The sequence below is a fragment of the Streptomyces sp. NBC_01750 genome, assembly GCF_035918095.1.
In the GTDB taxonomy this organism is placed as follows: domain Bacteria; phylum Actinomycetota; class Actinomycetes; order Streptomycetales; family Streptomycetaceae; genus Streptomyces.
In genome coordinates, this window is sequence record NZ_CP109137.1 from 4733748 (window position 1) to 4745782 (window position 12035).

13 protein-coding genes are annotated in these 12035 nt (G+C 66.9%); 11 read left to right on the plus strand and 2 right to left on the minus strand.

From position 1 onward, the window contains the following. Window positions 1-31 precede the first annotated feature (31 nt). The 4 genes from OG966_RS21335 to OG966_RS21350 all read left to right on the plus strand — a co-directional run bounded on the left by OG966_RS21335 (window position 32) and on the right by OG966_RS21350 (window position 2416). Window positions 32-898, plus strand: coding sequence for a sulfatase-like hydrolase/transferase (locus OG966_RS21335; RefSeq protein ID WP_326651347.1), 867 nt, complete (start codon window positions 32-34; stop codon window positions 896-898). Then, window positions 895-1482, plus strand: coding sequence for a hypothetical protein (locus OG966_RS21340; RefSeq protein WP_326651348.1), 588 nt, complete (start codon window positions 895-897; stop codon window positions 1480-1482). The genes OG966_RS21335 and OG966_RS21340 overlap by 4 nt, the downstream gene beginning before the upstream one ends. Further along, complete coding sequence (locus OG966_RS21345) at window positions 1482-2213, plus strand: coenzyme F420-0:L-glutamate ligase (protein ID WP_326651349.1); 732 nt, start codon at window positions 1482-1484, stop codon at window positions 2211-2213. Before OG966_RS21340 ends, OG966_RS21345 begins: the two co-directional genes overlap by 1 nt. Window positions 2214-2281: 68 nt before the next feature. Further along, window positions 2282-2416, plus strand: coding sequence for a hypothetical protein (locus OG966_RS21350; RefSeq protein ID WP_326651350.1), 135 nt, complete (start codon window positions 2282-2284; stop codon window positions 2414-2416). 5 nt (window positions 2417-2421) lie between these two features. On the opposite strand, the gene OG966_RS21355 is transcribed toward OG966_RS21350, so the two are convergent. Then, window positions 2422-3537, minus strand: coding sequence for a DUF1152 domain-containing protein (locus OG966_RS21355; protein WP_326651351.1), 1116 nt, complete (start codon window positions 3535-3537; stop codon window positions 2422-2424). Window positions 3538-4448: 911 nt separating this feature from the next. Between OG966_RS21355 and OG966_RS21360 the strand changes: the two genes are divergently transcribed. The 3 genes from OG966_RS21360 to OG966_RS21370 all read left to right on the plus strand — a co-directional run bounded on the left by OG966_RS21360 (window position 4449) and on the right by OG966_RS21370 (window position 6968). Further along, window positions 4449-5288, plus strand: a complete 840-nt coding sequence (locus OG966_RS21360; protein WP_326651352.1) for an enoyl-CoA hydratase/isomerase family protein — start codon at window positions 4449-4451, stop codon at window positions 5286-5288. 429 nt (window positions 5289-5717) lie between these two features. Then, window positions 5718-6326 carry a DJ-1/PfpI family protein gene (locus OG966_RS21365; RefSeq protein WP_326651353.1) on the plus strand — a complete coding sequence of 203 codons (609 nt, stop codon included), beginning with the start codon at window positions 5718-5720 and terminating at the stop codon, window positions 6324-6326. A 129-nt stretch (window positions 6327-6455) separates the two neighbouring features. Then, entirely contained in the window at window positions 6456-6968 is a 513-nt protein-coding gene (locus tag OG966_RS21370; protein ID WP_326651354.1) for a DUF6584 family protein, read from the plus strand. 217 nt (window positions 6969-7185) lie between these two features. Here the strand turns inward: OG966_RS21370 and OG966_RS21375 are convergent, their stop codons facing one another. Beyond that, on the minus strand, window positions 7186-7749 hold the full coding sequence (locus tag OG966_RS21375) for a DUF421 domain-containing protein (RefSeq protein WP_326651357.1): 564 nt from the start codon (window positions 7747-7749) through the stop codon (window positions 7186-7188). Window positions 7750-8069: 320 nt separating this feature from the next. Here OG966_RS21375 and OG966_RS21380 point away from each other — a divergent pair, with 320 nt between their 5' ends. From OG966_RS21380 to OG966_RS21395, 4 genes are all read left to right on the plus strand, one after another. After that, window positions 8070-8807, plus strand: a complete 738-nt coding sequence (locus OG966_RS21380) for an SAM-dependent methyltransferase (protein WP_326651358.1) — start codon at window positions 8070-8072, stop codon at window positions 8805-8807. A 224-nt stretch (window positions 8808-9031) separates the two neighbouring features. Then, window positions 9032-10402, plus strand: a complete 1371-nt coding sequence (locus OG966_RS21385) for a HEAT repeat domain-containing protein (protein WP_326651359.1) — start codon at window positions 9032-9034, stop codon at window positions 10400-10402. 459 nt (window positions 10403-10861) lie between these two features. Beyond that, window positions 10862-11188: an NIPSNAP family protein gene (locus OG966_RS21390; protein WP_326651361.1), complete on the plus strand. Its 327-nt coding sequence runs from the start codon at window positions 10862-10864 to the stop codon at window positions 11186-11188. 286 nt (window positions 11189-11474) lie between these two features. Further along, window positions 11475-11867 (plus strand): PASTA domain-containing protein, encoded by a 393-nt coding sequence (locus OG966_RS21395; RefSeq protein ID WP_326651362.1) that lies wholly within the window; start codon window positions 11475-11477, stop codon window positions 11865-11867. The last annotated feature ends 168 nt before the right edge of the window (window positions 11868-12035 follow it).

A 12035-nucleotide genomic window follows, 5' to 3' on the forward strand; every position in this document is an offset into this window, starting at 1 on the left:
GACAGGGGTGGATCGCTGCCAAGGGGGGCAAATGTCGGAGTACGACGGGGCCCATTCGCTTCTGATTGTCACGCTGGACAGTTGCAGGTACGACAGTGCATTGCATGCCGATACTCCATTTCTTGATGCCCTGGCCGTCCTCGAACCGGCACTTGCGCATGCAACCTTCACCCTGCCCGCGCATACGGCTATGTTCTCGGGTTACTTTCCGCTGGCGGACCGTGTGCGCGGTCTTGAGTCACCCATCGCGCTACGGAAATTACCAACGGCTCGGAGACCTGGTCTGTTGAAGAGCCGCGGACGTGGCTTCTCGGCGGGCGTGAACATGATCGACGGCCTCCGCCGGCGTGGCTATCGTACGGTTGGCGCGGGCGGCGTGCGCTGGTTCACAGGCCCTCAGTTACGTGAGGGATTTGATGAGTTCCTCTACTGGGGGCCCACCTATTGTCCGGATGATGTCGACCTGCCGGCCTGGGAAGCGCCGCATTTTGCTCTCTCTCATCCGCAGGAAATCGCGGCGGTCCTGCCCGGACAGCCGGAGCCATGGCTTCTCTTTGTCAATGCGGCGGAGACGCACGCCCCATACTCGGCTCCTGATTCGATTCTGCGGCAGCAGCGCCTCTATGCGCATGCCAGAAACGCCAAGGAACCGATTCGGCAGGACACTCGGTTCGAGCGGCTCATGGCCCAACTGTCGGAGTGTCAGGTGGACGCTGTAGCCCTCGTGGATGCCAAGCTGCGCGTTCTGTTCGGGCTGCTTCCGGGTCCGTTCGACTTCATAGTCACCGCCGACCACGGAGAGTCCTTCGGGGAGCAGGGGCTCTGGGGACACGTGCACTCTGCTCCCGAAGTATTCAGTGTTCCTTTGTGGCAGGGCCGATACAGTGGGACGAAATGAGCGAAATTGCCATCTCCTCGCTCCTTGCTGTCGTCACCGGCATTGCATCGTCGTACCTGTTCTGGATCTGGCTCACCAAGGGCCTGGCGCCGAAGGTTGTCTGGTCCTCGGCCATAAGTAAAGCGCGGCTCCCTGGAGGGCCGGTTAAATACCGGGTGAAGATCATGAATACGGGCCGTCGCGCTGCCGTGGATTTCAGTGCGGTATGCATGTTGAAATTGCCCGATGCGGGTTCCAACGGGAATACCAAACTGGCCACCCTCAGAACGCTGGATGTTCCACTGCCGAGACTGGCTCCCGGAAGATCTCGCGTGATCACCATCAAAACCGATGGTATCGATCCGCTCCAGGTGCGCGGCCTGCCCGACGCTGTCCGCGAGTGTCTGAACCAGGATCCGCCGATCCCTCTCGAGCAACTGCTGGCCCGATTTCCAGGTGCCCATCTCGTGCTGCATCTTTCGGCGTACGACGAGAAATCCGGTACCCGGTGTCACTTCACCTCACAGGACTACACGACGCGATCCATCACGGACCGGCCGTTTTCGAGTGACAGTGTCGACATACAAAGCCGGGGGCTGACCTAGTGGAGCGTAGCGATCTCGAGATGATCGGGCAGTGCCTGAAAGGCCTGGCCGCGGCTTTGGGGTCAGGCAGCGGCGTCACTCACGTCATGGTGCCGGTCGAATCTCCGCCCATCCGTTCCGGGGACGACATCCTCGCGCCGGACGTCGTAGCCGAGGTGGCGGCCGGCGAGGATGGTGACATCGTCGTGGTGGCGTCAAAGGTCGTCTCCCTGGAGCAGCGGCGGGTTGTGCGGTTGGCTGCGGCGCCCGATATCGGGACCGCAGCACGGCGCGAAGAACTCCGTGCGACCTTGTGCGCGGAGTTTCCTGACGCCGGTGTGCGGGACGTCGTCATGCTGGATCGCGGAGCGGCGGATTCTGAGTACATCCTCGGGCCGACCGATCCCAACCGTGCCGCAAGCGAGCTCGCCGCGAGGCTGTCCGAGAGGGTCGGCATCCGTGTCGATGTGGTGATCAGTGACAGCGCGGCAGGTGTCTCCAAGGGGGAGGCACTCATAGGCTGCCCGACATTCCTTGCCACACCCATCGGAGCCACAGCCGGTCTTTCCTTGTTGCATGCCCAACGCTGTGCGTCCGGGGCGGAGATCGTTCGCAACGCTCGCCCCCGACACCCTTTCACGATCGTCCGACCGGAGTCGCTGAGAAGCCGTCGCAGGGCGCGCATCGGTGAATTCCGGTACGGGGGATTCCTCGATGCCGCGCGGGAGAGCCGGTTTCTTCTCGACGGATGATGAACGGGGCAGGCCGGACTGAAAGGGCTTCTGCAGGTCAGAAGTTGCTGCGCCTGCTCAGACTGCGTGTGGGTCGCGGCGAGAAGAGCTCGCTGCTCGAGCAGGATCTCCTGGTGGGAGGCGTGGACCAGTGGGCCGATGGCACCGACCTCCTCAACCACCACCCCAGCGCCATTCGCGCGGCAACGCACGCGCTCGGATGACCGGCTCAGGTCCCGACCCGAGTCGGCGGTCCCTGAGATGAGATGCGCCAGAGCGGGGATGCGTACTGCTCTGGACGGCTGTTGATCAGGAGAGCTCTCAGGTCCTGGCGCTGTTTGCCGTTGAGGCCGAGGGCCTCGGTGATGCGGCGGAATGTGGTGTGGGTGATGCCGCGGGTGCGTGCTTCGGCCTCAAACCGGTCGAGTTGGCTGAGCGCGGCGTCAGGGTCGAGCTTCTGTTCTTGCTGGGTTCCGAGCCAAGTGGCTTTGTTGCGCTCGTAGTCGATCTCCGAGTAGCCGCAGATTTCGCGGCTGTGCTGCTCGGCTTCGTCGAGGGTTTCGGTCTCGCGGATGGCTCGGGCGAGCTGGTTGCGGTTGAGGGCGTCGTCCAGGTCGGCTTCGTGAACGGTGGGGCCCTCGTCGGTGAGCGGGACCGGCAGGCCGGCGTCCCTGACTTCGCACAGGCCGCGGACTCCTCGGGCGGTGGCCGCGAGCATGGCCGTGGCTTCGGACGGGTGCCATTCCAGAACAGAACTGACCGGCTCGACGTGCTCGGCCGTGAGTGTCTGGACGGATGGTCCCATGCGGTCGCGCAGGTCGTCGGCCGATAGCTCTCCGTCCAGGCCGGGACCGGCGACCAGGAGCCTTACGGGGGCGTTGACTTGGCAGCATGCTGCGAGCGTGAGGGCGTCGGCGAGCGGGCTGAGAAGGGTTGGTTCGTCCCCCTTGGCGAGGATGTCGCCTCCGACGTCCAGGAGATCGATGGACTCGGGGGCCAGGTGCTCGGTGAGTTCTTCGAGCTGGCGGATGATGCCCTCGGCACCGTGGTGCGGGTCGATCAGCGCGAAGGTGTGCGGGAGCTCGGCAGCGAGCCGGGGGAGTGTGGACCCTGCGGGGGCTACCGGCTTCGCGTCGGCGGGGACAGCCTGAACGCTTCTGGTGAGTGGGCGGAGACCGGTGAAGTTGGCCGGCCCCCGTGGGCCCGGTACAGGATCGATCAAGAGGCGGTCCCACGCGTACGTGAGGATCACCGCCGGACTCCGGCCGCCGTAGAGGACGGCATCGAGCATTGCGGCGGCGACTGCGTCGCCTCCTCCTCCTGCTGCCACGATCAGGCGCGTCACCTTCCCACCGTACGGGCTGCAGGGCCGACCCATCTCGCCCACAATGTCCGCACCGCAGGCGGTAACCCAGTTTGTGCCCGTAGTGCGCAGAAATATGCCTCACGGCGTTCTCGCCGACAAGCCTCCTGATTTTCGGCCGCATGGGCTCGGGCGACCATGTGCTCAGCGTGCTTCCGGCCCTGGGCTCCGGCTGGCCACGTGAAGATCACGCCTACGATGCCGATGATGCCTGTGACCGCGGAACCCACCCGTTCCCAATCCGTCGCATTGTTGTCAGGCGTTTCGGAGCCGTCCATCAATCTGAGGGTCGGGATGCGCTGTCAAGCCTGCGAATGCGCTCGTCCGCCCTTGGCGATGAGGCATCTGGCACAGATCTGGTGCGCGACGCCTGAACCGGTCTGGACAGCAAAGAAGCCCCCGGCCGCCGGCCTGGGGCTTTCCTGTGGAGCGGGTGACGGGATCGAACCCGTTTTCTCTGAGCTTGGGAGTTACCGTGCTTCTGTGACCGGGTATGGCTCCTGGCCAGGCTCAATGGGCACTGGATCCAACCTGGCTGCGTGGCCCAGCACCAGCCATTGGCCGTGGTTCTCCGCCTCGGCGGGCACGCATCGAGCACGGCCGGTGGCCACTGCTTGAGGAGTTCGATCAGTCTGCCCTGACGTCCGTTCGGGCCCGTGTTCGATTCCAGGTGGGTCGGAACCACACAGGGGACCCCTTGGCCAGGGACGGCATAACATGGCAAACCTGCATGAAAGGGTCACTGTCATGCCCCGAGCGATCTGGCGCGACGCCATCAGCTCCGGCCTGGTCACCATCCCCGTGCCAGGTCGTCGCAGCCGCCGAATCCCACGACATCACCCTGCACCGCGTCCACGCCAAGTACGGGGCTGTGCGACGAAAGGAAGACCGGGATGACCGCCTCGTACGAAACCATCAAGACCAGGCTGGACGGCAACGTCCTGTCCGCCACGTTCAACGCGCCGCCGATGAATCTCATCGGTCCCGAGGTCGTGCGGGACCTGGTCGCATTGCTCGAGGAACTGTCACAACGGACCGCCCCACGCGTGGTGATCTTCGACAGCGCGGACGCCGACTTCTTCTTCCCGCACGTCGACATGACGAAAGTCCCCGAGTACACCGCTGAGGCCGCGAAGGCCGGAGGCCCCGGCGATGCCTCCCTGGGAATGCTGTTTCGCAAGCTGAGCCGGCTCCCTGCCGTCACCATCGCCAAGCTGCGCGGCCGCGCCCGGGGAGCGGGCAGTGAGTTTCTCCTTGCCTGCGACATGCGCTTCGCCTCCCGGCAGAACGCCATCCTGGGCCAGCCCGAAGTGGGAATCGGAGCTCCCCCCGGCGCGGGCGCGATTCAGCATCTCACCCGTCTGCTGGGCCGGGGCCGAGCACTCGAAGCCGTACTGACGTCGTCGGACTTCGACGCAGACCTCGCCGAACGCTACGGATGGGTCAACCGTGCGGTCCCTGACGCCGAACTGGACGAGTTCGTAGCAGGCATCGCCGCGCGCATGAGCGGCTTCCCCCGCGATGCGCTGATCGCAGCCAAGTCGGCCGTCAACGCCATCAGCCTGCCGACTCCTGCCGAAGTACGCGCGGACGCCGCGCTGTTCCAGCAACTCGTCCGAGGCGAGGGAGTACAGCAGCGCACGGCTGAGCTGTTCAAGCAGGGCTTCCAGACCCGTGGTGCCACCGAACTGGGCCTCGGAGCCGTCTTGGGCGACTTGAAGGCCGTCGACTGATGAAGAAGAACGCTGCGTCCATCGACGCCGGGCGGCAGCGCGCCATGCCGCCACATTGTCCCGAAGCGACTTGGCTGGGCGTTCGACCTGGGCTGCTATGCGTCTCACCTGCTGCGATGGCCCGCATGTGAGCGGTTGTCCGCCGCTGTACGGCGGCGTTGTCACGCAGCTGGACACCCAACTGCCGCTCTTGGGAACGGCACGGCTCGACAGTCCCGCCAGGCAGGGTCCGGGACCCGAGTAGTCCAGAGAAGCAGCCAGTGAGTCGATGCTCCGGCTCGGAGCTCGGAGCTCGGAGCTCGGAGTTCGGAGCTCGGAGCTCGGAATGCAAGGCGCTGGTAGGCATGCCACCGGCCGCTGATTGGCCCTCGCCCCGGAACGGCGCGCCAGGGAGACTGCAGAGCTGGCGCCGTACTTGAAGGAGTTGTGATGCAGGTAGCAGTGGTCACCTTCGACGGGTTCAACGAGCTCGACAGCTTCATCGCTTCCGCGCTGATCAACCGATGCCGTAAGGACGGCTTGGAAGCCTTCATTACGACGCCGACGCCGGTGGTCACGTCGATGAACGGCGTCGAGGTGACAGGGCAGCGCCCGATGGAGTTCGTTGCCGAAGCCGAGGTCGTGCTGATCGGTAGTGGCGTGAAGGCGCGAGAAGTGGTCGCCGACGACCGGCTGATTTCCAGGCTGCGGCTCGACCCTTCGCGACAGCTGATCGGTGCCCAGTGCTCCGGCGCGCTGGTGCTCGCCCGGCTGGGGTTGCTGGACGGCATGCCGGCTTGCACGGACATGAAGACCCGGCCCTTTGCAGAAGCCTGCGGCGTCACCGTGCTGGACGCGCCGTTCCACGCCGAGGGGAACATCGCTACGGCGGGCGGTTGCCTGGCGTCCCAGTACCTTGCCACGTGGGTGATCACCCGGATGCTCGGGGAGGATCCCGCGCGCGACGTCATCGGCTACGTGGCTCCGGTCGGCGAAAACCAGGAGACTGTCGAGCGCGCCATGCGTGCCGTCCACGCGGGTGAGGTTGCACTGCACTGACCCCCCGCGATCAGCCTTTTTTCGACTACGGTCACCGTGGTTGCTGTACTCCGCTGCTGTACCGCCATCGCGAGACCTGCACGGGAAACCGCTGGCGCGCGCCATGGCCGGAAGCGATCATGGCCAATCGTGACTGTCGAGAACACCTTGGCCAAGGTGGACACCGACCTCGCGGCGGGTCGCCTTCCTCTGGCGCGGCAGCGTTTGCGTGGGCTGGTGTCCTCTTTCCCCGCAGACCTCTCCCTTCGCGTCAGGCTCGCGGACGTCTATGGCCTGTTCGGGGAGTCGGTGCAAGCCGGCCGCTGGAGCTACCTCGACGCCGGGCGCTCTCCCGAGGAGGTGGCGGCCTTCGAAGCCCGTTACCGACACCCGGTCGACCGTATGCGGGCACTGGCTTGGCGTGGCTCGGATGCGGCAGCGGAGACTCCCTTCGCTCGTGCGCAACTGGCTGCGATGCGCCTCGCCGCATCGCAGTCAGCGGGGAAATCGATGGACTGGGACCAGGTGGGCTCCGGGGCTGACGAACCCACCGAGCCGGGATCCGTCCATGACGTGCTCTTCGGACTGGGATGCATGGTGGGCTTGATCGTCTGCCTCGCGCTCATGGGCATCGGCATCAGCACCGTGATCAGCTGGTTGTGAACACCGCCGGGTGACTGGCTGCTCAAGAGGCGACCCGGCCGTGAGTGACCGCCATCGACATCCTCACGGTCAGATCCGGATGTCAATGACCCCCAGCCTTGATCGACTGGGGTCTTTTCGCTGGTGCCCCGGCAGCGGCCGTCGTCGTGCCCACGCTTGATGCCTCCTGATGTTCGGAGTCAAGCCGACGTGCCGTCGAGGTCACTGCATCGCCCCGCTACGACGGACGCCGGCTGAGTAGTTGTTCGATGGCAGCCAGGCGTTCCCCGATCTGATCCAGTTCGCCTTTGGTGGCGCCGCGGGCTGCGGGTTTGAGCACGATGAGGAGCTGTCCGCTCGGTTCCAGCCGGGCCGTCTGCACCTCGTCGATGCTGTCGCCGTCGTGCAGGCGGACCGCGTTCGCCATCTCCTCGCGCCGGATCGACAGACGTCGCAAGGTTCCTGGGATGAGGCGGCCGTCTTCGACGATCGGACTACTGGTGCCTTCCAGCAGGCGGGCGGCGCGGTCGTCGGTGGCGAGCCAGCGCGTGAGGGCGGCGTTCATCGCGATGAGCGTGATGGCCCCGATTGCGCCGCCCGTGACGCTGTCGTCGGGGCCGATGACGGCGTTCTGCACGACGTTCGACAGTAGGAAAAGCACCACGAAGTCGAAGGTGTTCATGGCTGCCATGCCGCGTTTGCCGGTGAATCGGAAGATCAGGATCACCAGGGCATAGACGAACGCAGTCCGTAGGACCTTCTCCAGGATCGGCACCGGAAGCGCCAGCATGTCGTGCCACATGGAGGCTCCAGGTGGTTCGGTCGGTCGGCTGGGGTGGCCGGCGGGCAGGGTTTCGTGCCCTCGCGGCGCGCACGGGCGGCCCACGGGTCGGTCCGGGAGTCGGTCGTGGAGCCGGAACCGCCGCCGCGGTGGCGGACCGGCAGGCTGCGCCGGAGCCTGTATCAGCATCAGGGTGCCGCCCCGTATGGCATCGCTTCGCCACGCCTTCAGCGTCGCTTGAGTAATTGTCAAGACCTGTGGATCGACGGCTGCCCCGGAGGACTCCAGCCCGCGACCGAAAACGAGGTGCGGGCGGCCTCTGGCGCTGACAAGCTGCGCCGGTGAACCGTGAACAGATCTCCGGGATCGCCCATGCTGATCACCCGATAAAGTCTCCGCTCGACGACGACTCGGTGCGCCGGCTTCTGGAACGCGGCGTCCCGCGTGGCGACGAGCGTGTGCTCGACCTTGGTTGCGGCGGTGGGGAATGGCTACTGCGCGCCCTGGCCACGCGCCCGCAACTGCACGCCGAGGGCGTCGACATCTCCGAGGACGCCTTGGCGCAGGCCAGCCAGGCAGCGAGCCACCTCGGGGTCCGGGAGCGCCTTGTCCTCCACCATCATGAGGCCGCGGATTTCGTCTCCTCGCAGTCGTTCGACCTGGTGCTCAGTGTCGGGGCCACGCATGCCTTCGGCGGTCTGCTCCCCACCCTCGCAGCGGCACGCAAGCACCTGGCTCCCGGCGGCCGCGTCCTGATCGGTGAGGGGTTCTGGGACCGCGACCCTTCCCAGGAGGCCGTCGAGATGCTCGGAGACTTCACCGACCTGGCGACCACCGTGGACCGTGTCGTCGCTGACGGTTGGACTCCTGTCGACGGGCACGTCAGCACGCGCCGCGAACTGGACGACTATGAATGGGCCTGCTGGGGGTCACTGGCCTCATGGGCCCTGGACCACCCTGCCGATCCGGACAGCTCGCAAGTGCTCTCGACAGCCAACACCCGGCGCTCCGAATGGCTGCGCGTCTACCGGGACACTTGGGGGTTCGTCTCCCTGGTCCTGCGTCAGACGTCCGGCTGACGGACCCGGGGCAGCCCAAGCCCTGCCCAGGCAGATCGCAGCACTCCTCGGCCGGTGTCTCGTGGGTTCGGCCCCTCAGGCAGCGAGGGACTCGGGGCGTTCGACGAGGTGGCCGCGTTCGAAGCGGGCACTGCTGGACGGGCCGGCGGTGCAGGACGAGCTGCGCTACGGGACGGGCCGGCGGTGCAGGACGAGCTGCGCTACGGGACGGGGGTGGGGGAGTCATGGGCTGCGAAGAACCCGAAGGACTCGGCGGACGGCTGATGGCGGCGGTCCGGTCGGGCGACGCCGAGGTTGTGCGGGCGCTGCTCGCGGAGGGGGCCGATCCGGACACGCGCGGCAAGGACGGCCTCCCGGTGCTCTGCGCGGCCGTGGCGGCGTTCGACGTGCCGGTCGCCGAGGCTCTGGAAGACGGCGGCGCCGACCCGGATCTGCGGCTCCCCGACGAGACCACACCGCTGCTGCGTGCCGTCGATCTCGGCTCCCCGGCGGTCTTCATGGCCGTGCTGGGCAGGGAACCGCGGCTGCGGCTCCCGGAGCCCGACCGGGAGCGGCTTCTCGGCCTGGCCCGTGGCTGGTACGAGAGGGGCGCGGCCGAAGAGCTGCGGCGCCGGACGGGAGCGCGGGGCCCGGCCGAGACGGTCCGAGTGCCTGACGGTGAGTACCACCACGTCGAGCAGATCACGCTCGGCGGACTCACCGTCCGGGCCGGGCACGGCTCCATCCTCACCGATCTGGAGTGGGCCTTCCGCGTCCTGACGCCCGTCGACGAGCTGGTGGCGCGTGGCGTCCGACATCGCGACGAGGACCATGCGGACTGGTGGTCGGCCTGTCACGTCCTCAGTCAGCGGCCCAGCAGGGAGACCTGGCAGGCGGTGACGGCGTACCGCCACCACCCCGACCCCCTCCACCGCCGGTTCGCCCTCGGGTTCCTCTGGAGCCGTGGGATCCTCCCGCACGAAAGCAGCGACGCGAACGATCAGGACACGTGCCGGCTGCTCGCCACATGGGCGCCCGAAGAGACCGACACCGACGTCCTCGTGAAGATCCTCGAACTCTTCGCCGGATACACCCACCCCGGCCAGGAGGCCGTCGGGCATCGGTACACCTGCCATCCGGAGCCGCGCGTACGCCAGGAAGTGCCCTACCTGCTCTGCGCCTACGACGTCCCGCTCACACCGACGGCCAGGGTCGCGCTGCTCACCCTCGCGCGGGACCCCCACCCCGGGGTGCGCGCCGCGGCGTGCGCCGTGCTCGGCCAGTGGCACGACCTCGGCCCCGGGGTCACCGGGACGCTGCTCGCCCTGCTTCAGGACCCGGAAGTACGGGGCAGTGCCGCGACCGCACTTGCCGCATGCCCGGACCGGTCCCCCGCCGTGACGGAGGCCTTGGCCGGACTCCTCGACGACGAGGATCTGCTGATCCGCCTGGAGGCCGTGTACGGGCTTGCCCAACGGGACGACCCCCGCTGTGTGGAGGGGCTGGCGCGGATCGGCCCGCTCGATCCGGCGTTCGACATCGACCACCGGCCCTTGTCCGTCTGGCACTACGAACAGCGCCGGCGGGCACACTCTTCGGCCCCTGCCGAACCATAACCGCGCCGCCCTGGTCATGGACTCTGACGACTTCGCCGCGCTTCTCGCGCCGCGCGCGTCCGGCGGCCGGGCGGAGCGGGGCGGAGACAGGAGCGTCGCCCGGCGCCAAGCCGGGTGTGCAGCGAGCACTTGAGAGAAAGTTCTACCGCGCTGCTCGGCGACGCTCAGCTCGGTACTGGTCGAGCAGGCCAAAGAACAGTTCGATCGCAGGCGTTTCGGAGGCCTCTGCCTTGCGCTCGATCTCGCTCGGCCCGCGCCCAAGCCCTTCCACCGCCTCGCCGCACTGGCCCCGACCCGCCAGCTGACCGGCAGCCCCCTGTCCGCCCACGACCCGAAGGCCCCCGGAGAACCCGACTACCGCGCCGGGACTCCGACCTGCCCAAGCGCGAGAATGGGCATCCACGCCAGCTGGTCGAGTGCGGGCTGGACGATCTCCGGCCAGACCCAGGAAGGAACCCGATGATCACCTGCGTCATCGACTACACCATCGACCCCTCGAAGATCAGCGCGTTCGAAGAGTTCGCGCACCGCTGGATCAATCTGGTGAACCGGCACGGCGGAACACACCACGGTTACTATCTGCCTGCCGAAGGCGCCAGCGACAAGGCACTCGCCCTGTTCAGCTTCCCTGACCTCGCATCCTACGAGCGATACAGGATGCTATTTGGCCAGGACCCGGAATTCATCGCCGCCGATACCGTGCGCGACGACAGTTCGTGCGTCCTGCGTTACGAACGCACCTTCATGCGGCCGCTCCTCCCCTCGGATCCGCAGGCCTCGCGGTAGATGCTTCGTTGCCTGCAGGGCCCCAGTTGCTGCACCGGGCCGCACACCTAAGTAGACGGCCGCGTTCCTGCCCATAAGCGGTGGCCCATCGCTCTCGGTGCGTACATCGCTCGTGACCAGGCCTTGTCGTGTTCAACGTCGTGGTGCAGGTGCGCCCTAGCTGTGTTGATCGCGATCGTTCGCGGACAGTCTCCAACAGCCCGTTTGTCGAGGTTCTGCAACTCTGCCTGCCTTGCCCCACATCCGGCGCTATGGTCACTCCCTCTTCGCACACCTTGGGGGCACCATGAACACTCGCTGCTTCGCTCCGCTCCTCTTGGCAGCCGCCTGCCTGACGCTCACTGCATGCCAGGACACCGCCACGTCCACCCCGGCCGCCACGAAGACGGTTACGCAGGCCCCGGCGGCCGACGGCGCCGACGACAAGGCCGATGCGCCGGCCGAGGAAACCGTTGCTGTTCCGGACTTCGTCGGCATGGGGCTGCAAGAGGCTCAAGACGCGGCGCAGGTAGAGGGCTTCTTCCTGCTCACGTCCCACGACAACACTGGGGCCGGGCGCATGCAGGTCTTCGACCGTAACTGGAAGGTCTGCGACCAGAATTACGCGGCAGGCAAGACCATCCCGGCCAGCACCGAACTCGACTTCGGCACGGTGAAGCTGAGCGAGACCTGCCCGTAGCGCCTGGGTGCAGGACGCCCCGCCTCGGAGGCGGGGCATCTGCCGGCAGCCGCGGTTCCCCGTGGCTCCCCGCTCGATCCGGCGCGGTTGTGGAACGGGGAACTCCTGATCCAAGAGATCGGTCGTCTACGGCTATTACGGCCGCGTTAGGGCCTCTGGCGGCCGAGA

Coding starts and splice junctions, on each gene's coding strand:
- OG966_RS21335 (WP_326651347.1), top strand. CDS start 32: ATGTCGGAGTACGACGGGGCCCATTCGCTTCTGATTGTCACGCTGGAC.
- OG966_RS21340 (WP_326651348.1), top strand. CDS start 895: ATGAGCGAAATTGCCATCTCCTCGCTCCTTGCTGTCGTCACCGGCATT.
- OG966_RS21360 (WP_326651352.1), top strand. CDS start 4,449: ATGACCGCCTCGTACGAAACCATCAAGACCAGGCTGGACGGCAACGTC.
- OG966_RS21365 (WP_326651353.1), top strand. CDS start 5,718: ATGCAGGTAGCAGTGGTCACCTTCGACGGGTTCAACGAGCTCGACAGC.
- OG966_RS21375 (WP_326651357.1), bottom strand. CDS start 7,749: ATGTGGCACGACATGCTGGCGCTTCCGGTGCCGATCCTGGAGAAGGTC.
- OG966_RS21385 (WP_326651359.1), top strand. CDS start 9,032: ATGGGCTGCGAAGAACCCGAAGGACTCGGCGGACGGCTGATGGCGGCG.
- OG966_RS21390 (WP_326651361.1), top strand. CDS start 10,862: ATGATCACCTGCGTCATCGACTACACCATCGACCCCTCGAAGATCAGC.
- OG966_RS21395 (WP_326651362.1), top strand. CDS start 11,475: ATGAACACTCGCTGCTTCGCTCCGCTCCTCTTGGCAGCCGCCTGCCTG.